Here is a 22,730-nt window from a genome sequence, read left to right as displayed (position 1 = left end):
TGTATGAATACAGCGAAAAAAGGAGCAATGAAGAGAGAATGAGCGAGAGAGAAAGATAAATCGGCGTAATGTATTATAACAAACTTTTATAAAACAGGTGCTGTTGTAATACAATACAGATAATAACACACGGGGGGTTTTAATCATGACGCCGATCACTACTTTCTTTCGCAATCTCGAAGCAAAATGCTGTGCTGCTTGTGGTCAGATGATTCACGAACAAGCTGAATCATATGCAACAGAATGCGTACCTTGCCAAGAGCAAGCATCCTTTGACGCTTACAAATACTATCATCAAAAACGCTAAGCCGAACATGAATACTGGATAAATCAGGTGTACCACAGGGCATGAGCCATGGCGGGTATACCTTTTTTTATTCAAAGAAAAAGCCGCTGTTCCATAACAACGGCTTTTTCGCGTGTCAGCGCGGTTTATCGGCGTGCTTTGCAGCTTCCTGCTTGACGTAATCAATCAGCCCCAATTGAAAGCCTTCCTGTGTAAGGAGACGTTTGGCTTCATACGTACTCGCATAGTAGGCTTGGACATGAGGATCGTTGTCCAGAACGTAACGACATGCCTGATCACGAGACAACTCCTGGTACCAGTCTGTCTGTTTAATTTGGGCGACGAGATCCTCATAGGCTGGTTCCGGCTTTTTCCATGGATTCAAACGATGAATAATTTCACCAAGGATTGCAACAACGATTAGAATTCCAATTAAAAACATGGCTGTCACCTCAAAGGTTGGATCACTCTCATGGTACCACTCTCCAGAAGGCACCGCCATGGGGAAGTCGGTCTGCTTGCAAAACAAGTAGAAAGCAGGCATGCTATATACTGTAAAAAGAAAGGGCCCGATTGTTTGGGAAAAGGAGGGCGCGAGATGTTTCATCCGCTTGTTTTTGACAATATCAGGGTTGTGCTGGAAGGTGCGGTATACGACCGGGACTTCGAAGGGGCAATCACGATTACGAGCCGTTCGGATGTCATGGATATGGCTACGTTCCATCGACTGTTTCAGATCGAGTTCAAGCTGGCTGATCAACATGATCATACCGTAGCTGTCCGTGCTGAGATGCAGCTTCGTACCCAGTTAGCTGATATTGCAGCCGAGCAGCTAGAACAGCCGTTGACAGAACATATCGGATGTACGATTTGCATCCATTTTTACTTGCAGATGGAAAATTACAGAGATGTGCCCGCAGAAGCGAGAGAAATCACATCGATTCTCAATGACATCTGGGGTCAGCGGCCTTATATTACACAGAAAGTATCGGCAACGCTTGCGGAGCAGCGAATCGATTGGCCGCCGAAGCAAATAACCAATCAGGTGACGCTGGACTTTCATCGGAAAATTGATGAAGGCAACATCGATGACTTGAACGAATTAATCGATCATACAGTTCAGTCACTTCAAAAGCTGCAGCTACACATGGATCAACAAGCAAAAAGGTAAGCGGAAAGAACGGGGATTTACAAAAGGGCAGATGCGTATTATTATTTTGTTAACCTTATAATATTTTTAGTTAACAAAACGGAGGCTAGTACGCATGAGAAACGAACGCTTGAGATGGCTATTGCTCTCTGCCATCTTTGCTGCAATGACAGCGGTATTGTCGCAGGTGACTATTCCCTTGCCGTTGATTCCGATTACCGCGCAGACGTTAGCAGTAGGGCTGACGGCGACTATTTTGGGAAGACGATACGGGACACTGGCTTTGGTTATTTACGTTTTACTCGGTGCAGTCGGATTGCCTGTATTCAGCGAGGCAAAAGGCGGCTTGCAAATATTGGTCGGCAAATCCGGCGGGTACATATTTGGGTTTATTGCAACCGCTTATGTGACCGGGCTCTACTTGGAGAAAACAAGATTTACCTTGAAAAACGCCATCATCGCCAACATCATTGGTATGTTTGTCACACTCGCCTTTGGTACTGTACAGCTCAAATACGTCATGGACATTCCATGGGATAAAGCTATCGCTTTTGGTGTAACGCCTTTCCTCGTTGTAGGAGTTGTCAAAGCAGTTCTGGCTTCTCTGATTGGCATTAAGGTGCGCGAGCGACTGATTGCTTCTCGTCTGTTGCGCACAGATCAACCAGTTACACGATAAACAAAATGATTTCGTAAGCCATCCGAAGTTCGGGTGGCTTTTTTTCGCATAATCTCCTTATCGTGCCGGATACTATCGGTAGGATTTTGCATGTAAAAAGGAGGAGACGCATGAATATCACGATAACCGGCCCAAAAGGCCTTCCGATCTCAGGGAACTTGATGGCATTTCGCCGATCGCCGCTTCAGTTCATCCGCGACGCAGCAGAAGAACATGGAGAAGTCGTCCATTTTCGCTTCGGTCCTTCCCGCCATGTTTACCTGTTAACGAATCCGGATCACATCAAAGAGGTTTTGGTCAGCAAGCAGGCGCATTTTCGAAAAGGGAAAGGACTACAGGCGGCACGACCTGTTGTAGGGGATGGAATTCTCACTAGTGAAGGAAAAAAGCATCTGCGACAACGGCGTCTTATGCAGCCAGCTTTTCATCGAGAGCGTATTGCCAACTACGGAGGGGTGATGGTCCGCCAAGCAGTTGATCTTATGTCGGATTGGAAAACAGGGGAGCTGCGCGATATTCACTCAGACATGATGAAAGTAACCCTTGCGATCATTACGGAGACTATGTTCGGCAAAACCGTCAAGGAAGGTGCCGATCAGATTGGACATGCCATCGATGTCGGTTTGAAATACGTGGCAAACAAAGGCTCCTCTTTTATCGACATTCCGTTGTCCGTACCCACCAAAAGCAATCGGGAGTTCCTGGAGTCGAGTGAGCTGCTGGACAAAACGATCTACTCCTTGATCGAAGCTCGTCGTAATAGCAATGGAGAAGAGCACAAGGACTTGTTGGGGATGCTTTTAGCTGCGCGTGATGAAGATGATGGGGAAGGAATGACAGATGAGCAGGTGCGCGACGAGGTCATGACCATTTTTGTAGCTGGCCATGAGACGACTGCGAATACCATGTCGTGGATTTTCTATTTGCTGGCTACTCATCCCGAGGTGGAGAAAAAGCTGCATGACGAGCTATCGACGGTGCTATGTGAAAAGCTGCCGACAGTCGAGGATCTTCCCCAGTTGAAGTATACGAATCTTATTGTACAGGAAACGCTGAGGCTCTATCCTGCGGCCTGGACGATTAACCGGGAAGTGGTAGAAGAGGTTGAGATAGGCGGTCACACGTACAAGCCTGGCGATACGCTGATGATGAGCCAATATGTCATGCACCGTAACCCACGCTATTATGAGCAGCCTGAACAATTCATTCCAGAGCGTTTTGACAGTGACCTCTTAAAACGAAATCCAGCTTATGCGTATTTTCCTTTTGGCGGTGGGCCGCGTGTTTGTATCGGGAACAACTTTGCTTTGATGGAGGCAGCTTTGCTATTGGCGACGATCGCACAGCGGTATCGACTACGACTGGCTGAACCGAATCAGGCAGTAGAGCCCGAGCCGTTGGTCACCTTGCGACCCAAGAACGGACTGCCGATGCGTTTGGAGAAGAGATAGAAAAAAATGGAAATAGAGAGCAAAAAAAGAGGCATCTTATCACTACGGTTTCGCCGATTGTGTCAGATACCGAACTGGGGGTTATTTATCACTGAAAGCAACATGCTTACAAAAATTATTTTACAAGTAAAATATAAAGAAATAATTAACTAGGAATAAATCTATATAAAGTAAGGGTAGCTTGTGAAAGCTACCCATGGAAGAAGGGGATGGTGAAGGAGAAACTGCTTCCCATTCCCAGTTCACTGTTGACCATCAGATCTCCGCCGTGAAGCCGGACGATGCTCTTGCAAATTGTTAAGCCTAAGCCTGTACCGCCACTGTTGCGATTTCGTGATTTTTCCGCCCGATAAAACTTGGTGAAAATCTTCGGCAAGTCTTCAGAGGCGATTCCTTCTCCCTTGTCGATCACAGTAAAAAGGACATGCCCTTCTCGCTGATCACAAGTCAGGTAAATGGAGCCATCCGGTTTATTGTAGTGAATGGCGTTGTTCAACAAGTTTTCCATGACACGACGCAGCTTGGTCTCATCCGCTTCGATGTGTAGTTCATTGGAGATACGCAGCTTCCAGTGAAAGGTGAGGCCTGCCTCTTTGATTCTCGGCAAATAGTCCTCAATGATTCCTCTCAAGAAGCTTTTGACATGAATGCGGTTAATGTTGAGTCGGACTTCGGAGCTTTGGGCGGTGAAGTCCTGCAACTCATCCAGCAGTTTTTCCAAGTCCGTCGTTTTTAGCTCGATTTTACTCATCTGTTTCTGTATTTTGGTCATATCCGTCACACGACCGGAACCGATATAGGACGCATATCCTTTAATCGTGGTGAGTGGTGTACGGAAGTCGTGGGCGATCGAAGCAATCATTTCGGCCTGTCTTTCTTCCGCTAAGCGAAGCTCATCAACCATATCCCCAAAATATCGAAAGAGTTGTCCAAACTCATCATGCGAGCGATACGTAAATGTGACTAACCGTTTCCCTTCCTGGATTTCTTGGGTGACGCGCGATAATTCGTTCACGGGTCGTAGTATCCAGCGAACGAACAAAGCGAGCAGAACCAATCCCACCAGACTAATGCTTCCATAAATAAACCAAAGCATCATGGAAACCCCTGTCGTAGCCATCATGTCATAATCATCTGTGTAGAAATAAACAACGATCTCCCCCGTACGCGGTGGCTCCTGCTGAAAATGGTACTCAGCGACTACTTTGAGGTCACTTTGCTTGGCAGAATCGCCACGGTTTGATGCGGAGGGAGAAGGCATTTTCAAATTATAGGCGCGTGATGTTTTGCTGTAGATGGTGTTTCCATTGGCATCCTTCACGAGCATGCGGTACATCACGTCGTCTGGCAACTGCTTTTCAAGCTCCAAACGCTCGATGGGGTCCTTGAAATTACTGACGAGAAGCAATTGATTGAGCATGACCTTCTCTGCGGCTTCCTTCTCAGCCTGGTACTGATTATGCCGATCATTTTTGAGTTGAGCGACAATAATGTCTTGAAAAACAAATTTAAACAACAAGATGTTGAGTGTGATCAAGGCAATGAAGGAGAGAAAAATTTTATTACGTAAGCTCATTTAAAGCTTCTCCCCGATAAATACGTAGCCTGTCCCCCATTGTGTTTTAATGAACTGACGCTCTGTTTCCAATTTTTCACGGAGGTTTTTGATATGGACGGTCACTGTATTGAGCGAGCCATAACCATATCCCCAGACGCGGTCATAGATTTGCTCTCTTGTAAAGACGATGCCCGCATTTTCTGCGAGGAATGTGAGCAGTTGAAATTCTTTTGTCGAGAGCTCAATCTTTTGATTACATACATAAACGGAATACGTTTCTTTATGAATTTCTAGGTCCTTGAATTTCAAAACGGTAATCGGAGAAGAGGCCGTTTCCTTCTCAGGCTGCTCTTCCGTATGCTTGCGAATGCGCTCATAGCGGCGCAGGTGGGCACGAATGCGAGCGAGCAGCTCTTCTGTATCAAAGGGCTTCGTGATGTAATCGTCTGCACCGATTTCGAAGCCAACTACCTTATCTACCGCTTTTCCTTTTGCACTGAGAAACAGTATAGGCAAATCCCATTCACGGCGAATTTGAGAACAAAGCTCGTAGCCACTCATGTTGGGCATCATAATATCCAAAAGGATCAGGTTGGGTCGGTCTCCTTGGCTGAGCAGGGAGAGTGCATCTTCTCCGCTCTCTGCGGAGGAAACGGTGAAGCCCTCGTTCTCCAAAATGTCTTCTAGCAGTTCAATAATCTCCAGATTGTCATCGACAATTAAAATGTGTTCTTTCACCGGAACAACCCCCAGTTACTTCTATTAATAAGGAATACCATTCAAAGAATGGGTCTTGTCTATCATAACATGGTTTGACTTGATCAGGGGAAGAAACCCCGTAAGTTATTAAGTTGTTCGAATATATGGGGGTACCTCTTTAGACCAGGTACTAAATTTCGTCAGAAAAAGCCAGAGACGGAGTGTCCCTGGCTTTTATTATTTTGCCGAACGACTATTTTTGAGCTGGTTTTTCCGGCAACGATGCAGCTTGCACCGCTTTTTCCTTTTTCGGAATTTCTGCTTTTGCTAGAACAGGAACGCTGAGACGCTTGGCGCCTACATAACGCTTGCTCCAGTAGTATGGATCGTTCAACTTGGTGTTGACGACTCCACGACCAGATTCCGAGTGCACGAATGTGCCGTCTCCAATGTAGATACCCACGTGAGAAATGCTGCGACCGTTCGTATTGAAGAACACGAGATCGCCTGGCTGCAAATCTTTTCTGGCTACCTCTGTACCTAATTCGTACTGGGAAGCAGAATTGTGAGGCAGGTCTACACCTAACGCATCAAATACGTAGCGCGTGAAACCGGAGCAGTCAAAGCCTTTTTTGGACGTGCCAGATGATTTGTAAGGGGTACCGTACAAGTCGCTGACTACTTCATTGAGAGAATTCTCCTCAGCAGCCTGTGCAGCGCCTGCCCCCATAGCAAGCAATCCAGCCATAAATAAAGATAAAACCACCTTGCGCAAAAGAAACTGCTCCCTTCGTGAGCCTACGAGGTTAGCTGAAGGGTTCGGTCGAAAGGACGCCCTAGGCTGCTAGGAGTAGCAACCATTCACCCCAAAAACGTGGTTCCCCCGTTTCCGCCAAGCGGAATTCGGCTATTTTTCGATGTTTTTTTACACGCACTCTTACGAAGATTCTACGCGAGTCCTTTTTTTCCTTCTTTTTATCTGTTCGTTCACATATTCGTCACAGAAATGCCGTCAAATGCTGTAACGTTTTCGTTTGACAGTGCAAGCCGCCTTTCGACGCGGGCTGGTTCTGCCATGTGGGACAGCTCGTCCGATTAGGGCAGGAAATTGTCTCCGTCCAAGGACGGAGGGAAAAACCAACCGCACGCCCGTTATGGGAAGCCTATACCGAGGGCTACAATAAGGGCATAACGTTCCACAAGCACCACATGCAAAACGAATGGAGGTAAGCGAGTAATGAGCGAACGGTCTGGCAAAGTTCTACTCGGGCTGGTTCTGCTGCTAGTCGGTGGGTTGGTTCTACTAGATCTGGTGGGTATCGATATCGGAGACTTGCTCGGGTTCATCATTCCCGGTGTGATCATGATATACGGTGCCAAAAAGATTATGGGACAAACCGGTTCACGCTTTTGGGGAATCCTGGTCTTCCTATTCGGGTTCCTGATGTTGATTGGCAAGCTTGACCTACTATTTCACGCACTTCTGGCCATTGGGGTGATTTATCTGGGATATCGCTTACTGCGTCCCAGCCAAGAACCTAAACAAGCTCCACCTGCTTGGGAGCGTGAATGGGCCCAAAAAGTATTAAAGGAAGATACGCTAGACACTTGGGAAAGAAACGTAACCAAACGGTCCTAAGCGTTTTGGTAACCGCAATAACACTGTGTCGCAAGAGTCTTTTGGATGAACAATATGATGTGATATGATGAGGAGGAAAAAATAATGAGTATCTTTAAACGTTTGCGTGACCTGACAGTAGCTTCGGTAAATGATGCATTGGATTCGATGGAAGATCCGGTAGTAATGCTGAATCAATATATGCGTGACATGGAAGTAGAAATCGGACAAGTTGAAGTAGCGGTTGCCCGTCAGGTTGCACTGGAAAAGAAATTCCGCCAGCAATTGGACGAAGCCAATGCTCTGATCGAAAAACGCGATCGTCAAGTCAAGCTCGCCTTGACTGAGGGAGAAGATGAGTTGGCTCGTCGAGCACTCGCTGACAAGAAGCAGTATGAAGGCCGTGCAGCGGAATATGAGGCTCTCTACCTGTCAGCATCCGAGTCTGCTACGCAAATGCGAGAGAAGCTGGCTGAGCTGAAGGAAGAGTTCTATAAAATGCGTGCGAAAAGGTTCACACTGATGGCACGTGCACAAGTAGCTCGTACACAAAAGCAAGTGAATCAAGCAGTTGTCGGTATCGGCAATCAGTCCGCAGGCCGTGGCTTCGCCCGCATGGAAGAGAAAGTCATGCGCATGGAAGCAGAAGCGCAAATGAGTGGACAATGGCGCCAAACGAACCGCGCTTGGGAGAACGCTTTGTCTGACCTGGAAAAGGATGATCTCGATGCAGAACTTGCCAGTATCAAAGCATCCATCAATGAAGTGAAAACACCGGTAGCTAAACCAGTACAATCCTAATTCGACAGGAACTGGGGGACTGGGTGTAGAATAGATTGTGTCAATTCGGCAGCCTGTGTATATCAGGCTGCTTTTCCCCTAGGAGGTACGATTCTTGCAGGACTTCTTGGTCTTTTTGCGACGGTTTATCGCTGAGCCTGGACGCGTCGGTAGTATAATCCCCAGCTCTCGTTTTTTATGTGAGCAAATGTTGAAAAGCGTCGATTGGGCTTCAACCGATGTGATCCTGGAGCTGGGACCTGGTACAGGGGCATTTACTCAAACGATCTATCAGCGCTTGCGTCCCGGCACACAGTACGTGCTTGTGGAACGAGATTCCCATTTTCGCTCTATGCTTCAATCACGTTTTCCCGATCTTCCTGTCAGGGAGGAAGCGACTAAACTTAGGTCTTACTTGGAGGAGCAGAACCTTGCAGGTGCAGATGTCATTATCTCAGGTCTGCCATTCGCCAATTTTCCACAAGAGCTGCGGGCAGCAATTCTGGACGAAGTTCAATCTGTACTGAAGCCAGGGGGCCTATTTATTACATTCCAATATTCGCTACAACTCCAAGCTGAGTTGCAGGATCGTTTTCCCCGGGTCAAGATCGACTTTACCCTGTTGAACATTCCGCCTGCATTCATCTATACCTGTCGTAATGGTCAAAGTGAAAACGATCAGCATGGGGCGTGAGAGAGGAGACTTTTGTGAAACTGTCCCGTTTGCACAAAATGTTGGCTGGTATCCTGATTATTTTTACGGGAATCGGCCTTTTGTTAGATAGTTTGGGTATCATTTCGTTCGGTCTGTTTGATTTGTGGCCGATGGTGCTTATTTATTTCGGCCTTCGTTTGTGGGGGCAGAAAACTAGGATTGGCGGAGGGATTCTAATCTCCCTGGGGACCATCATCGCGATGGATATGTGGTTTGGTGTCGGGATCGATGATTTGTTCCAGATTGCAGTGCCAATCGTGTTTATTTATTTCGGGTTTCAGTTGATTCGGGGCAAGAGCAGCAGACAAGATCAACGTGTGAATCAACCTTTAGGCGATAGGGAGACTCCATCTGCTGCGGAAACGATTTTGACAAGTGATGCGAGTGTTCAGAGTGACGTAAAGGTTTCAACTGAGGAACGCCCTTGGCGAGACAACTGGAATAAATGGAAGCATGTTGGTGGCAAAATTCCTCATCACGATGGAATGTCTTCATCACCTGACGACACGTTGCCAAAAGATTCCCGCAGTTCTCTGATTGGAGATTATCACCTGACCTCGGGGCGTTTTGAACTGAATCACTTACATGTCTGGCATGGAATCGGGGATGTTGTGATTGATCTTTCCCGGGCAGTGTTGATACGGGATGAGGCGATTCTTGTCGTAGAGGGCTGGGTAGGCGATGTGACGATTTATGTGCCTGTCGATCTTCCTGTATCGGTAACGGCAGGGTTGAGTATTGGTGATCTGGAGGTGCTAAGCCACCGTCAGGGAGGTATCAATCGTAGTGTTAAGATTCGTTCAGATCAGTATGATGAAGCATTGCAAAAAGTAAACTTGCATATCTCGCTGCTTGTCGGCGATATAAAAGTCAAGTACATCTAGGAGGTACTGGCGGATGCGTCGACAGCGATTGGCAAGTATTCAGTGGCAATACGTGCGCTATGGCATGTTACTGGCCGTCAGTGCAGTTACTGCCGCGTTTATTTGTTTCTTTTGGCTATACTTTTTATGGAGAGATCACCCGGGGATTCATCGGTGGTACAACGAAGTAATCAGCGACCGCAACTTCGTGTGGTGGCTTGAAGAATATATAGGCATCAATCTGCCTGCTGATCCAGAGGGCTTGATTCAGCTTGCTGCTTTTGTTGTCTCTTTGCCTGCAGGTGTCTTAGTAGCATTAATCATTTCCTATATCATCGGGAATTTGTTGAAAAAGAGACTCAGTGTACTGTGGGAAGCTGCCATGAAACTTGGGCGCGGGATGCTGTCGTATCGGGTCCCCGAATTGGGAGTCGATGAAGTTGGCGAATTAGGATGGCAGATCAATCGCTTGGCTTCGCAATGGGAAGAGCAAGTGGCATCCTTGCAGCGGCTGTCGAACCACAATGCGGCTCTCGCAGAACAATTGAAGCATGCAGCGGTAACAGAGGAGCGACAGAGATTGGCGAGAGAACTGCATGATGCAGTTAGCCAGCAACTGTTCGCCATCGCTATGACGACGGCGGCGATGAAGCGGCTTGTAGAAAAGAATCCTCAACGTGCAGCACAACAGATTGAATTGGTCGAAGAGATGGCAGCAGCTGCACAAGCGGAGATGAGGGCATTGCTCTTGCATCTTCGTCCGGCTACGTTGCAAAACAAGTCATTGAAGGAAGCCGTTCTGGAACTTTTAGATGAACTGACGCGTAAAAATACCATGCAGCTAACTTGGGAGATCGAAGACGTCGAAGGCTTGCCGAGTGGAATTGAAGATCATTTATTCCGCATTTTGCAGGAATCCTTGTCCAATACATTGCGGCATGCCAGAGCTACCCAGATTACAGTGAAGCTGTTTACGCTGCAAGAGCAGGTTCGCCTGCGAGTAACGGATGACGGTGTTGGTTTTGATCCGGATGGGGAGAAAATGACGTCCTACGGTTTACGCAGTATGCAAGAGCGCGTTGCAGAGGTCGGAGGCTCCATGGAGATTTACTCGGCAATTGGGAAGGGGACGCAAATTGAGGTGCGTATTCCTCTAATGTCACAGACGGAACGGGAAGGGTGAAGGCTCGGTGATTCGGGTACTACTGGTAGATGATCACGAAATGGTTCGGATGGGTCTGGCTGCTTATTTGTCTACAGAGGACGATATTGAAGTCGTAGCAGAGGCAGGCAGTGGAGAAGAAGGCGTGCGGATGACGCAAGAGCTGCGCCCGGATGTCGTTCTGATGGATTTGGTCATGGAAGGCATCGGTGGTGTGGAAGCGACTCGGCGTATTCGTGAAAGCTGTCCTTCCAGTAAGGTTATTGTTTTGACCAGCTTTATTGATGATGAAAAGGTATATCCGGTCATTGAAGCGGGGGCATTCAGCTACTTGCTGAAGACTTCACGTGCGGCCGAGATCGCAAAGGCAATCCGCTCTGCTGCGGCGGGTGAGCCAGTTTTGGAATCGAGGGTAGCAGGAAAAATTATGGCCCGTTTCCGTCACGGTCAAGAGTCCCATCCCCATGAGCAACTGACGCCGCGTGAATTGGAGGTTTTGAAGCTGATCGGTCAGGGCAAGTCCAACCAGGAGATTGCAGATGAGCTGATTATCGGGATCAAAACGGTCAAGACTCATGTGAGCAACATTCTTGCCAAGCTGAATGTGGAGGATCGCACGCAAGCGGCTATTTACGTTCATACACATAGCTTAGGCTAATCACATACCATCATGAAAAGGTAAACGCGCCAAAAAGCTCCTCGGGTAACAGGGGCTCTTTCGCGCGTTTACTTGTTTAAACCGTTTTTCTTATACACAAGCCGTGAGTTTTTTTCGCAGATGTGGTAAAGATAGTAAGTAACGAATGATAGATGACGGAAAGGAGGGACGGGCTATGAAACACAAACCTCAAACACGCTCCAAGGTGCTTTCGGCTGACAATGGTGTGGATATCGTCGGCGATGTTCACGGCTGTTACGACGAATTTATTGAATTGCTCAAACGCTTGGGATATGAACAAACCCGAGACGGAACATATCGCCATCCCCACGGCCGAAAGCTCCTTTCCCTCGGTGATATCACGAGTCGTGGGCCTTACTCAATCAAGATGCTGCAATTTTTTCACCATCATGTCACGGCAGGTCTGGCTGAGATGGTAGATAGTAACCACGGATGGAAAGTAGCTCGCTGGTTGGATGGCAGACCAGTGACATTGGCTCACGGAGATGAAAAGGTAGAAGAGGAGATTCGGCTGTATCAGCAAGAATACGGACCGAAGAAGGCCTCCTTGCTGCGAGAACAGAGTCGCAGATTGCTATTTTCTTCGCCTTCGCACATGATCATCAAACGGAATGAAAAAATAGTAGCGGTCGCCGTTCATGCGGGGATTCGCGATGATTACATAGGAATGGATTCGCCTGCGGTGTACACGTTTTGCCGATATGGCGATGTGGCAGGGACGGGACCGGATGGGCGCCCGATCCGTAGAGAATGGGCAAAAGAACGAAAAGTGACTTCGCCCATAATCGTATGGGGACATGATCCGCATCCAGAGCCAAAACGAAAAAATGGCACCATCAACATCGACCAAGGATGTGTGTTCGGCGGAATGTTAACCGCCTATCGCTACCCAGAGGACGAATTGGTGAGTGTGCCAGCAAAAAGAAACTATTCGGGCTTAGCGGATACGCCGCTTACCCGTTTTAAGGCAGACGATTAAAGGGAGACGTTACGTTTTAAGCTTTTCGAATAAACGCTTCAGGATGACAGCCTGTGCCCAGAGTGGCAGAGGTTGGTCAGGCTGTTGACGCCATTGTTCGTCGGTTAATAAGCCTTGATCATACAGCCAGTTGACGGCTTCCTGCTTCCAGTCAGGCACATTCCCTCCTCCGTTTCCAGGAGAAGTGGTGGGAGCAAGGGTCGGTGCTGCAGTAGGTTTTGGAGTAGAAGTGGGAGTAGTAGGGGGCTGGTAGGGAAGTTTAGCGTACGTGCAAAATGCCCGGACTACCCCTTCCGCGAGATCTCGCCAATCCTGTTGCAGTTTATTTGCGTCCAAAGCATTGTCAGCAAAGCCGTATTCGACGATTACTGTCTCCACGCTGCCAGTCTCCCGGTGCATGAAGTAGTAATCGAGTCGTGGATTATCTGGCAGTGTTCGCGTAAAAATGCGTCGATTCGGCATCCCTTCCGCTGCCAGGGCATCCTGGATCAATTGGGGAAAGGTTGGGGGGCCATAAATCGAGTAAATGACCTCGGAGCCTCGGCCGCCACCTGAGTTAATATGGTTGGATATACAGTAGCGAGCGCCGATGTTTCGAACCAGGGCAGTCCGATCCTCACTTGTCAGAGTCACATCGGTTGTCCGTGTGATCGCGACAGGAATATTTAGGGCCAAAAAGCGATTATATTGGTAGAGTGATATTTGCAAATTCATATCTTTCTCGGTAAATTGCGCGTTGTTGCCTCCGCCAGGATCGCTGCCACCGTGTCCAGCGTCCAGAATCACAATTGGAGTCATGGTTGTTTCACCTCTTGCTATTAGAATATGCTTGAAACAAAGATGTTGTTGAGGGCAGTGTTCTCATTTTCCAAGTTTTCTAATCACAATTTACAGAAGATAGCCCAACTATGGTACAATAAAAGAGTTCATAATTACGTATAGAGGATGGTAATGTATTGATGGCTTGGTACAACTGGGTAATTCCAATTGTTACATTGTTAATCGGTCTCGCTGGTGGATTTTATGGAGGGACTTATTTATTGAAAAAACAAATGTCCAACATGCAAATGGACGAAAAGCAGCTTCAAGCCATGGCCCGTTCAATGGGGATGAATCTCAACCAAAAGCAGCTTAAACAGATGAGCCGTACGATGAAAAACATGAAAATGCCAAATAAATTCGGGAAGTAGCGTGAAAGGGAGTGTCGTTTAATGGGGGCGACCCGGCTGCGCTACACGATGATCGGTTTTATTGTTGGAGTGTTTATCGTGTATTTGAAAGACCTGCCGCTAGCTGAAGGAACTCGGTTTGCGGCCCCTTTTTACGGAGCGGGGATTGGACTGCTCATTGACGGCATCATTTTACGTATGAAAAAAAGAAAGCAAGAGTAGGGGAAGAGCCTGGCGAATGATGCCAGGCTCTTTTCTGTTGGAAAGGGTTTTATTTTTCAAGAGATTCAGCAAAATGTTGGATGATAAAATCACAGAATTTGCGTGCTGCCAGGGAGAGATATCTTTTTTCGTGCCGAATCATTTGAAAATGTCGCTGGCAGATCGGGTGTTCGATCGGAATCATGACAAGGTAAGGGTCTTCCTCCCGACTGATACAACCGTAGAGGGCGATGCCAAGACCTGCGCGGACCAGCTTTTGGATAGAGCCGGGATCATCTACCCGACAGGCGAATTTGGGGGTAATCCCTGCTTTTTGAAAGAACTGATCGTATAGCATTTGGATGGGAAAGTCCTCTCTGTAACCGATAAAGGACTCTTCAGCCAGCTCGCTTAGTCGAATACTGGTTTGTTTGGCTAAGGGATGGGTGCGGGGGACAGCTACGTGAATATCTTCTTTCAATACGGGCGTAGTCAAAATCTCTGGCGCCCTGATCGGCAAATGCGTGAAGCAAATATCCACTTCGCCTGACTCCAGCAGGGTTGCCATTTCTTCAATGGTGGCTTGCGTGATTTGGAAGTGAACATCTGGATGGAGGGCGAGAAACTTGCCCAACGGTTCTGATAACAGATCCAAGGTCGACGTTGCCAGATGAATACGACCATGCTCCATTCCGGCCAGATCCGATACGACTTTTTGACCTTCCTCCAAGAGGTTCAGTGCTTTATCTACACGCTCCAAATACGCCTTCCCAAATGTATTCAGCCGAATACGTCCTCGCTCGCGGTCAAATAACGGAACCCCGACATCTTCTTCCAACCGAGCAATGGTTTTGCTGAGAGCAGGCTGAGCAATCCGCAGCTCTTGGGCGGCTTTCGTCATATGCTGCCACTTGGCCACTGTTCGGAAATAGTGCAATTGCAACAATTCCATTTGATTCAACTCCATATACTCAGGTATATCAACTACATATCAAAAGATATATTTTCGTTTATTTTAAAATCATTATAAACTACAACAAGCAAGGCCAACAATCACCTTCCCGGGAAGAAATTGGTGATAACGAGAGGTGTCTTTCCAATATGCAAACCGAACCACAACAACAATCTGCTGAAAAAGTTCTTCGCGTACTCGTGTTTACCCTCATGATTACGGTGATGAGTGCTACGATGTTCAATATCGTGTTACCGCAAATCAGGACAGAATTTCATTTATCTTTTAGCCAAGTAAGCTGGGTGACGTCTGCCTTCTTGTTAATCTATGCGGTTGGAACCGTGATGTACGGAAAGCTAGCCGATTCTTACAAGCTCAAACATTTGCTTACATTCGGATTAATTCTGTTTGCCATCGGCTCCTTTATCGGATTTTTCGCCCATAATTATGGCATGGTGCTTTTGGGGAGAATTGTGCAGGCAGCAGGAGCTGCAGTTGTTCCGGCGACGTCTTCCATTATTCCGGTGCGTTATTTTCCCCCAGAGAGTAGGGGGCGAGCTCTAGGGATCTCCATGACCGGGATGGCAATCGGTAGCGCATTAGGTCCTGTTCTTTCCTCTTTGCTGGTCAGTCTACTCGATTGGAGATGGCTGTTCTGCATGCCGTTGTTCACGCTTTTTGCCGTGCCTTTTTTCCGTAAGTATTTGGAGGAGGAGGAGCGGGAAGCTGTCAAAATGGACTGGATCGGCGGTGGGCTTCTCGCCATAACGATTGCGTTGCTTCTGCTGTCTATTACGAATCAAAGCTTGTTGCTCGCACTGGGATGCATTCTCTCATTCCTTCTGTTCTTGGTAAGAATTCGAACGACCGCCGAACCTTTTATTCGCTCTGGCTTATTCCGGAGCAAACGCTACTCGCTCGGGCTAGTCATTGCCTTTTTGATGATAGGGAGTGGCTATTCGTTCGCTTTTCTTAGTCCACAGTTGTTGGCCGATGTGAATCATCTGGCACCGGGGCTCATTGGCTTTGTCATGGTACCAGGAGCAATTGTGACCGCGTTTTTTGGGAAAAAGGCCGGGATTCTAGCAGATAAGAAAGGGAATTCGTATTTATTTTACACAGCGTCTGCGCTACTTTTGAGCAGCTTTGTCCTCTTCTCTTCCTTTGCGGGAGTATCTCCGTTTCTCATTGCCGTTTTTCTGATTTTTGGCAATGTCGGACTATCGTTTATGATGATTTCGATGTCAAACGCAATCTCGCAGTCGTTACCAAAGGAACAGATTGGCGTCGGTATGGGACTGATGGCAATGCTGAACTTTATTGCAGGTGCACTTGCAGCTACCTTGTACGGCAAAACGATTGATGGAGGAGCTGCTGTGAGCTGGAACCTGTTCAATAGCTATCCAGGAGCGTCCGTCTACAGCAATATTTACTCCGCTTTAGTGCTCGTGATACTGGGTCTTGCTCTCCTTTATTACAGACAGTTCGGCCGCAGCTCGGTGAGAGAGATCAATTAATTGGGTTATTAAAATTATTTTTATTGATAGCCTCCATTGACAATCAGATATAAACCGAATAAAATTTCAAACAATAATAACAATAACGCGAAGAACGGGAACAGTAAGTGGACTGATCTGTTTAGAGAGCTGCGGGATGGTGCAACGCAGTCAGAGAAGCCAGTGAAGCTCGCCCGGGAGCGGCAGGACTGAACGAGATGTAGCGCTGCATCGAGCAGTAAGTTCTGACGGTTAACCTCCGTGATCGGGTTGTGCTGATCGACTAGGATCAGTACATGAGGTGGACTTCTGGCGAGTAGCTGGGGTCAACGAGAGTGGTACCGCGATAGACAAGGTCTGTCGTCTCTTCGATAGAGACGGCAGGCCTTTTTGATTTTCACAACGACATAGAACAAACGCGAAGAACGGGAGCTAGTAAAGCGAATTTCTTGTCCAGAGAGCTGCGGGTAGGTGCGACGCAGTCAGGAAATGCTCGAATCTCACCCGGGAGCGGCAAGGTTGAAAATATACAGTAGACCTTGACGGATCGTCCCACGTCATCGGGACAGCGAGGTGGATTCTCTTTTGAAAAAGAGGGGATCAACGAGAGTGGTACCGCGGCAGCCAAAAGCCTGTCGTCTCTTGTATATGGAGACGGCGGGCTTTTTTTATTACGGAAAATATGACTAAAAAAATTGAGGAGGCATTACCCATGACAAAACGAATCCATATTTTTGATACGACACTGCGTGACGGAGAGCAAGCGCCAGGAGCGTCTCTTTCGCCTGAGCAAAAAATCGTGATAGCAAAGCACTTGGCAGACCTCGGCGTAGATGTCATTGAACCGGGCTTCCCAATTTCCAGCCCTGGTGACTTCATGGCGGTGCAACGTATTTCGCAAGAGGTGCACGGCGTGGAGATATGTGGCTTTGCTCGCGCGGTGAAAGAGGACATCGATGCTGCTGTTCGGGCTACACAAGCGGCCGAGCGTCGCAGACTCCACATGTTCCTGTCATCCTCCAGCATTCATCTGGACTTCCAACTCCGCAAGTCAAGGGAGCAGGTGATTCAGATTGCCCGCGAGATGATTGCGTACGGAAAACAGTTTGTAGACCGGATTGAATTTTCCCCGATGGATGCGACACGTACAGGCGATGAGTTTTTGTTTGAGATGATCGAGGCGGCAATTGAAGAAGGGGCGACCATTATCAACATCCCCGATACGGTTGGGTATGCACTTCCAGAAGAGTATGGGGCCATGTTCACTCGTGTCATGAAAAACGTTCGTGGCAGCGACAAGGTGGAGTTCAGTGCCCACTGCCACAATGACCTGGGACTCGCGGTTGCAAACAGTTTGGCAGCGATTCGAGCGGGGGTCACTCAAGTCGAGGTAACGGTCAACGGGGTCGGTGAGCGGGCAGGGAACTGCTCTTTGGAAGAGCTGGTGATGGCAATTGAGACGCGCAAAGAAGCACTGGATGCCGAGACTGGCATCAGACCGGAGCACATTTACACCACTTCGCAAAAGGTGAGCCGTGCCATGAGCTTCCCGATTGCTTTCAACAAACCAATTGTGGGGCGCAATGCCTTTCAGCACGAAGCGGGGATTCATCAGGACGGTCTCTTAAAAGAGCGCAGCACGTACGAAATCATGGACCCGGAGAGCTTGGGGGTGCCTCGCAACATGATCATTCTCGGAAAGCACTCCGGTCGCCATGCGATCAAGCACCGCGTAAACGAATTTGGGATAAAGCTGACCGATGAGCAGATGGAGACACTGTACGTCCAATTTAAAGAGCTGGCTGACAAGCAAAAAGTTGTTCAGGATCATCAGTTGCTTGAGCTGGTAGGACATACCGTGAACGCGGTACTGGAGCCATTCACACTGGTCAATGCGCAAGTGCTCACCGGCACATCCGGACATCGTATGGCTTCCTGCACGATTACGAACAATGCGACAGGAGAAGAACAAGCATACTCTGGCACCGGAGAAGGACCTGTTGAGGCATTGGTAGCGGGCATCAAGCAGGCACTGCCGTTCGACGTGGAGTTTACGGACATGGAGCTGTATTCATTGTCGTCGGGAGAGCATGCGACAGGCGAAGCGATCGTGACGGTCAGCGCCAACGGAAGTCATTTTAAAGGAGTTGCCGAGCATCGAGATGTACTGATGGCGGTAGCGCAGGCGTTTATGGCAGCGAGTAATCAGGCGGTGCGTGATCATCAAGCCAAAACTGTAACTGCTGGGGTTAACTAAGCACCCCAACATAAAAGTCAGCCTGTAGATGTTTGCAGGCTGACTTTTCAAGTGCTTATGGCTGTAGTGGAGAGAAGAATATTTCCAGTCTAGGCTCCAGGCTCCGTCCTGCTGTGGGTTTAGACTGCCCGCTCCGAAGGGATTCGCGGGGAAACGCAAAAGTGGTAGCCGCTCCGTCGTATGGGCACGGTTGCGTTTCTGTTGCCCGCGAATTCCTTCTCCGCTGGGTAGGACTCCACAAATCGCTACGTCTGGAAATATTCTTCTCTGTCGAGACCGATGCGATTCTTCAATCTTTTAAGGCTTATAAGTCTTTTAAAACCCGTTCAAGAACGGGACAGCTCGTAGAGGAAACAGGAGAAATAAGCGAAGATCTTAGGGACGCCGACCGAGACGGAATGCAAAAAGCGAAACACGGTCTTAAGCGTCCACCTCTGAAATTACTTCGGTGAATGGACTACTTTGGACGCGGTTTCGCTTTTTGCATGGAGTCGTGCAGAGGGTCCCCCAGGGGGTGGCCCTAGAAGCTGAGCGTTTTCTCCTGTTTCCTCCCCACCACTACAGCAACACACAAGAAGTCCTTTTAAACTAAGCTGTAAAAATCAACTCATACACCATCTTCACGATCAAGGTAATGGATACGACCAAGAACAACGGACGGACATAACGTACTCCCGTTTTGATGGCCATTTTAGCACCAAGGTTAGCTCCTAGCAGCATCGCGATCCCCATGATGAGCCCAGTCATGAAGACGACCTTGCCCTCCATTGTGAAGACAAAAAGCGCCGAAATGTTACTGGCCAGATTCAAAATTCGGCCATTGCCGGCTGCAATCACAAAATCATAGCCAAACAACAGCACCATCAGAAAAACAAAGAACGAACCAGTTCCGGGCCCGAAAAATCCATCGTAAAAGCCGATTAAAAAGGTAAAAGGAATCCCGATGCCGAGCGTAAATTTGGTCAGCCCTTTGTAGTTGGAATCTTGACCGAAACGTTTGTTGAAAAGGGTGTAAACGAAAATGAGTGCCATCATGATAACGACAAGGATCTTCAAAAACTCCTGGGGAACGAACAAAACTGTTTTCGCTCCGAAATAGGCGCCGATCAGGGAGACGGGAAATAAGATTAGCATGAGCTTCTTGTCAAATTTACCGCTCTTGATAAAGGTGTAGGAGCTGGTAGCAGATGAAATTGTGCCAGCCAATTTGTTCGTACCAAGCGCAAGGTACGGGGGCATTCCTAGACCGAGCAGGGCGGGGAGAGAGATGAGTCCGCCTCCACCAACAGTACTGTCGATGAATGCTGCAACGAATCCAAAGACGGCGAGAAGTACGATCGTTGATAAGTCCATTTCCACTAGATATCACCTGATTCTCTTCGTTTGTAATAATCCAAGTCTAGCACGCTCTGTTTTGTTTTCAAGATGGAAATCTTTGAAATAATAAATAGATTAATATACTTTGCATACCGATTTGTTGAAAAACTGTTTGGGTTACAGTATAATGAAGTCGTAAGCTTGACCTACATAATTTGAGGAGGAATGTTACAATGGCACATCAACTTCCTGCATTGCCTTATGCACACAACGCTTTGGAACCACATATCGACGCGCAAACCATGGAGATCCACCACGGACGCCACCATGCTACTTATGTTAACAACCTGAATGCAGCTCTGGAAGCACACGCTGACCTGCAAGGTAAAAGCATTGAAGAGCTGATCAGCAATCTGGATGCTCTGCCTGAGTCCATCCGCACTGCTGTTCGCAACAACGGTGGAGGCCATGCTAACCACACACTGTTCTGGGAAATCATGAGCCCGAATGGCGGCGGCGCACCAACTGGTGAACTGGCTGACGCAATCAACGCGGCTTTCGGAAGCTTTGACAACTTCAAAGCTGAATTCGCAAAAGCAGCTACTACTCGTTTCGGTTCCGGATGGGCTTGGCTGACTGCAGAAGGCGGAAAAGTAGCAATCAGCTCTACTCCTAACCAAGACAGCCCAATCATGGAAGGTAAAACACCTATCCTTGGTCTGGACGTTTGGGAGCATGCATACTACCTGAACTACCAAAACAAACGCCCTGACTACATCGGCGCGTTCTGGAACGTTGTAAACTGGGATGAAGTTAGCAAACGTTTCGCAGCAGCGAAGTAATTGTAACTTTACCTGTCAAAAGGCTTGTCGTTCTTTAGGAGCGGCAAGCCTTTTTTGTTCAAAGGAAAGAAATGGCATCGATTCTGGATACACTTGTAACCGTGATGATTATGAGATATAATACTTACTAAAAGTAACTAAGTTTAGAAAGTATAGAGGAGAGTGTACGCATATGATGCCGTCTTTTTTCATTGCACATGGTGCCCCGTTACTTGCCATAGAAAACAATGCCTATACAGAAGCACTGAACCAATTGCCTAGCCTGCTCCCGCGCAAGCCGCGTGCCATCGTCATATTTTCCGCACACTGGGAAGCACATGATCAAATGGTGGGAACCATGGACACCTTCCCGACCATTCACGATTTTGGCGGTTTCCCGCAAGCGTTATACGAAATCGAGTACCCGGCAAAAGGAGACCGTGAAGTAGCGGATGAGACAATCCGACTTCTTCAGGAAGCTGGTATTCCTGTCGCTTTGAACACGACAAGAGGCTTGGACCATGGGCACTGGGTTGTTTTGCGTCATATTTATCCGGATGCAGATATTCCTGTTGTTGCCTTATCGGTTAATCCGAACCTGACCGTGACTGAGCAATATCAGATCGGCAAAGCACTCAGTCCGCTCCGCGAAAAAGACATTCTGATCCTCGGTAGTGGCGGAACCGTCCATAACTTTTCCTATATGAACCTGAGAGAGTCTGATAGTGATACTTTTGAGTGGGCGGAACAATTCGAAGATTGGCTGCAAACAACATTGACTGACTGGAATGTCGAGGATCTCGCCAACTATCGCGAGGTTGCTCCACATGCCGAAAAAGCTGTTCCCGCATATGGAACTGAGCATTTTGTTCCGCTTGTATACGTCATGGGAGCTGCCGACGATGAACGTACAGCGAAGCGTCTGCATATGAGTATCCGCTATGGAAGTCTCAGTCACACCCTTTGGCAGTTTGGTGATACGAAATAATGGCCGTGCACATGGAGGATGTTTATCGGGAGTATAAATCATTACTGTTTTCCCTTGCGTACCGGATGACTGGTTCGGTAACGGAAGCGGAGGACATTGTTCAGGATACTTTTCTTGCATTGGCAGGTACCGACATCCAAGACATTCACCATGTAAAAAGCTATCTGTGCAAAGCTGTGACCAATCGTTGTCTGGACTTATTAAAATCAGCCCGTTGGAAGCGGGAGCAGTATGTAGGGGAATGGTTGCCGGAGCCGATGCTGGATGCTTCAGAAACCAATGATCCCCTGCAAACGGTGATTGCCGAAGAAGCAGTCTCGTATGGCTTGCTTGTTCTATTGGAAAATCTACCGTCGACGCTACGGGCCGTTTTTGTGCTCCGAACGGCACTCGACTACGAATACAGCGAAATTGCCGCGATGCTTGAGATGACCGAAGTAAACTGCCGTAAGAAGTTTAGTCTAGCGAGAAAAAAGCTTGCTGAAGCAGGATATCAGGCGATCGTCCCTCAGCCGAATCGGACTTCGAGCTTGGTAGAACAGCTAATTCAGGCCATCTCCAAGTCAGATGCGAAGTCGTTGATAGGCCTTTTGACAAAAGATGCTGTGTTTGTCAGCGATGGTGGCGGGAAAGTCCGTGCGGCTATTCATCCCATTTTCTCAGACGAGCGGATTGTTGCCTTCTGGATGGGGGTATGGCCGAAGTGGGCTTCTCATGCTACCATGCAGATTCGCTCGATGAATGGCCAAGATGGAATCGCCGTCTACTCCGAAGGTCAGTTGAAAATGATCATGCAGATCACAATGAATGAAGATGAAGATCGCATTGCTCGCTTGTACATGATAGTCAATCCAGATAAGCTTGCTCATTTGCAAAAAGAAAATGGATGATTCGTCACAAGAACGCCGCT

25 protein-coding genes, 1 riboswitch and 2 other annotated features are annotated in these 22,730 nt (G+C 48.0%); of the genes, 18 read left to right on the top strand and 7 right to left on the bottom strand.

The window, feature by feature from the left end; all coding sequences use genetic code 11:
- Positions 1-145 precede the first annotated feature (145 nt).
- On the top strand, positions 146-307 hold the full coding sequence (gene yhfH, locus ASG16_RS10830; protein WP_082195876.1) for a protein YhfH: 162 nt from the start codon (positions 146-148) through the stop codon (positions 305-307).
- 115 nt (positions 308-422) lie between these two features.
- On the opposite strand, the gene ASG16_RS10825 is transcribed toward yhfH, so the two are convergent.
- Positions 423-788, bottom strand: coding sequence for a hypothetical protein (locus ASG16_RS10825; protein WP_241970737.1), 366 nt, complete (start codon positions 786-788; stop codon positions 423-425).
- 96 nt (positions 789-884) lie between these two features.
- On the opposite strand from ASG16_RS10825, the gene ASG16_RS10820 reads away from it, so the two are divergent.
- The 3 genes from ASG16_RS10820 to ASG16_RS10810 all read left to right on the top strand — a co-directional run bounded on the left by ASG16_RS10820 (position 885) and on the right by ASG16_RS10810 (position 3,566).
- Positions 885-1,457 carry a hypothetical protein gene (locus tag ASG16_RS10820; protein ID WP_056490241.1) on the top strand — a complete coding sequence of 191 codons (573 nt, stop codon included), beginning with the start codon at positions 885-887 and terminating at the stop codon, positions 1,455-1,457.
- Between the two features lie 94 nt (positions 1,458-1,551).
- Complete coding sequence (locus tag ASG16_RS10815) at positions 1,552-2,115, top strand: biotin transporter BioY (RefSeq protein ID WP_056490238.1); 564 nt, start codon at positions 1,552-1,554, stop codon at positions 2,113-2,115.
- A gap of 110 nt (positions 2,116-2,225) precedes the next feature.
- Positions 2,226-3,566: a cytochrome P450 gene (locus ASG16_RS10810; protein WP_056490236.1), complete on the top strand. Its 1,341-nt coding sequence runs from the start codon at positions 2,226-2,228 to the stop codon at positions 3,564-3,566.
- 190 nt (positions 3,567-3,756) lie between these two features.
- On the opposite strand, the gene ASG16_RS10805 is transcribed toward ASG16_RS10810, so the two are convergent.
- The 3 genes from ASG16_RS10805 to ASG16_RS10795 all read right to left on the bottom strand — a co-directional run bounded on the left by ASG16_RS10805 (position 3,757) and on the right by ASG16_RS10795 (position 6,598).
- Positions 3,757-5,142 carry a sensor histidine kinase gene (locus tag ASG16_RS10805; protein ID WP_048031403.1) on the bottom strand — a complete coding sequence of 462 codons (1,386 nt, stop codon included), beginning with the start codon at positions 5,140-5,142 and terminating at the stop codon, positions 3,757-3,759.
- Positions 5,143-5,862, bottom strand: coding sequence for a response regulator transcription factor (locus tag ASG16_RS10800; RefSeq protein ID WP_056490234.1), 720 nt, complete (start codon positions 5,860-5,862; stop codon positions 5,143-5,145). It lies immediately after the preceding gene.
- Between the two features lie 214 nt (positions 5,863-6,076).
- On the bottom strand, positions 6,077-6,598 hold the full coding sequence (locus tag ASG16_RS10795; RefSeq protein WP_056490231.1) for a C40 family peptidase: 522 nt from the start codon (positions 6,596-6,598) through the stop codon (positions 6,077-6,079).
- Positions 6,599-6,602: 4 nt separating this feature from the next.
- Positions 6,603-6,742: riboswitch (cyclic di-AMP (ydaO/yuaA leader) on the bottom strand.
- Positions 6,743-7,060: 318 nt separating this feature from the next.
- Here ASG16_RS10795 and ASG16_RS10790 point away from each other — a divergent pair.
- The 7 genes from ASG16_RS10790 to prpE all read left to right on the top strand — a co-directional run bounded on the left by ASG16_RS10790 (position 7,061) and on the right by prpE (position 12,619).
- Positions 7,061-7,462, top strand: a complete 402-nt coding sequence (locus tag ASG16_RS10790; protein WP_056490229.1) for a LiaF transmembrane domain-containing protein — start codon at positions 7,061-7,063, stop codon at positions 7,460-7,462.
- 84 nt (positions 7,463-7,546) lie between these two features.
- A complete protein-coding gene (locus tag ASG16_RS10785) occupies positions 7,547-8,242 on the top strand; it encodes a PspA/IM30 family protein (RefSeq protein ID WP_056490228.1) in 696 nt (231 codons plus the stop codon).
- Between the two features lie 94 nt (positions 8,243-8,336).
- Complete coding sequence (locus tag ASG16_RS10780) at positions 8,337-8,915, top strand: class I SAM-dependent methyltransferase (protein WP_048031408.1); 579 nt, start codon at positions 8,337-8,339, stop codon at positions 8,913-8,915.
- A 14-nt stretch (positions 8,916-8,929) separates the two neighbouring features.
- A complete protein-coding gene (liaF, locus tag ASG16_RS10775) occupies positions 8,930-9,820 on the top strand; it encodes a cell wall-active antibiotics response protein LiaF (protein WP_056490227.1) in 891 nt (296 codons plus the stop codon).
- A 13-nt stretch (positions 9,821-9,833) separates the two neighbouring features.
- Positions 9,834-10,982: a HAMP domain-containing sensor histidine kinase gene (locus tag ASG16_RS10770; RefSeq protein ID WP_056490224.1), complete on the top strand. Its 1,149-nt coding sequence runs from the start codon at positions 9,834-9,836 to the stop codon at positions 10,980-10,982.
- 7 nt (positions 10,983-10,989) lie between these two features.
- Positions 10,990-11,619 carry a response regulator gene (locus ASG16_RS10765; protein ID WP_007721557.1) on the top strand — a complete coding sequence of 210 codons (630 nt, stop codon included), beginning with the start codon at positions 10,990-10,992 and terminating at the stop codon, positions 11,617-11,619.
- Positions 11,620-11,794: 175 nt separating this feature from the next.
- Positions 11,795-12,619: a bis(5'-nucleosyl)-tetraphosphatase PrpE gene (gene prpE, locus ASG16_RS10760; protein ID WP_056490219.1), complete on the top strand. Its 825-nt coding sequence runs from the start codon at positions 11,795-11,797 to the stop codon at positions 12,617-12,619.
- Positions 12,620-12,628: 9 nt separating this feature from the next.
- On the opposite strand, the gene ASG16_RS10755 is transcribed toward prpE, so the two are convergent.
- Positions 12,629-13,417 carry an N-acetylmuramoyl-L-alanine amidase family protein gene (locus tag ASG16_RS10755; protein ID WP_056490217.1) on the bottom strand — a complete coding sequence of 263 codons (789 nt, stop codon included), beginning with the start codon at positions 13,415-13,417 and terminating at the stop codon, positions 12,629-12,631.
- Between the two features lie 161 nt (positions 13,418-13,578).
- On the opposite strand from ASG16_RS10755, the gene ASG16_RS10750 reads away from it, so the two are divergent.
- Together ASG16_RS10750 and ASG16_RS10745 are read left to right on the top strand one after the other, a co-directional pair.
- Complete coding sequence (locus ASG16_RS10750; RefSeq protein ID WP_047073685.1) at positions 13,579-13,809, top strand: YneF family protein; 231 nt, start codon at positions 13,579-13,581, stop codon at positions 13,807-13,809.
- A 21-nt stretch (positions 13,810-13,830) separates the two neighbouring features.
- Positions 13,831-14,010 carry a hypothetical protein gene (locus ASG16_RS10745; protein WP_012684743.1) on the top strand — a complete coding sequence of 60 codons (180 nt, stop codon included), beginning with the start codon at positions 13,831-13,833 and terminating at the stop codon, positions 14,008-14,010.
- A 49-nt stretch (positions 14,011-14,059) separates the two neighbouring features.
- Here ASG16_RS10745 and ASG16_RS10740 read toward each other — a convergent pair whose 3' ends face one another.
- Positions 14,060-14,941, bottom strand: a complete 882-nt coding sequence (locus tag ASG16_RS10740) for a LysR family transcriptional regulator (RefSeq protein ID WP_056490216.1) — start codon at positions 14,939-14,941, stop codon at positions 14,060-14,062.
- A gap of 149 nt (positions 14,942-15,090) precedes the next feature.
- Between ASG16_RS10740 and ASG16_RS10735 the strand changes: the two genes are divergently transcribed.
- Both ASG16_RS10735 and ASG16_RS10730 read left to right on the top strand, forming a co-directional pair.
- Entirely contained in the window at positions 15,091-16,458 is a 1,368-nt protein-coding gene (locus ASG16_RS10735) for an MFS transporter (RefSeq protein ID WP_056490214.1), read from the top strand.
- A gap of 81 nt (positions 16,459-16,539) precedes the next feature.
- Positions 16,540-16,808, top strand: a binding site (T-box leader).
- 41 nt (positions 16,809-16,849) lie between these two features.
- Positions 16,850-17,083: a binding site (T-box leader), on the top strand.
- Between the two features lie 66 nt (positions 17,084-17,149).
- Positions 17,150-18,694 carry a 2-isopropylmalate synthase gene (locus ASG16_RS10730; RefSeq protein WP_056490208.1) on the top strand — a complete coding sequence of 515 codons (1,545 nt, stop codon included), beginning with the start codon at positions 17,150-17,152 and terminating at the stop codon, positions 18,692-18,694.
- Positions 18,695-19,282: 588 nt separating this feature from the next.
- Here ASG16_RS10730 and ASG16_RS10720 read toward each other — a convergent pair.
- Positions 19,283-20,053, bottom strand: a complete 771-nt coding sequence (locus tag ASG16_RS10720) for a sulfite exporter TauE/SafE family protein (RefSeq protein ID WP_047073690.1) — start codon at positions 20,051-20,053, stop codon at positions 19,283-19,285.
- 191 nt (positions 20,054-20,244) lie between these two features.
- Here ASG16_RS10720 and ASG16_RS10715 point away from each other — a divergent pair, with 191 nt between their 5' ends.
- The 3 genes from ASG16_RS10715 (at position 20,245) to sigJ (ending at position 22,710) form a co-directional block, all read left to right on the top strand.
- Complete coding sequence (locus tag ASG16_RS10715) at positions 20,245-20,853, top strand: superoxide dismutase (protein WP_012684750.1); 609 nt, start codon at positions 20,245-20,247, stop codon at positions 20,851-20,853.
- A gap of 172 nt (positions 20,854-21,025) precedes the next feature.
- A complete protein-coding gene (locus ASG16_RS10710) occupies positions 21,026-21,820 on the top strand; it encodes a dioxygenase family protein (protein ID WP_056490204.1) in 795 nt (264 codons plus the stop codon).
- Complete coding sequence (sigJ, locus tag ASG16_RS10705) at positions 21,820-22,710, top strand: RNA polymerase sigma factor SigJ (RefSeq protein ID WP_056490201.1); 891 nt, start codon at positions 21,820-21,822, stop codon at positions 22,708-22,710. Before ASG16_RS10710 ends, sigJ begins: the two co-directional genes overlap by 1 nt.
- Positions 22,711-22,730: the final 20 nt, after the last annotated feature.

The sequence above is a fragment of the Brevibacillus sp. Leaf182 genome, from assembly GCF_001423865.2.
Lineage (GTDB): Bacteria > Bacillota > Bacilli > Brevibacillales > Brevibacillaceae > Brevibacillus > Brevibacillus brevis_C.
Note: the sequence above shows the minus strand (reverse complement) of the source record. Positions and strands in the feature narration are given on the sequence as shown.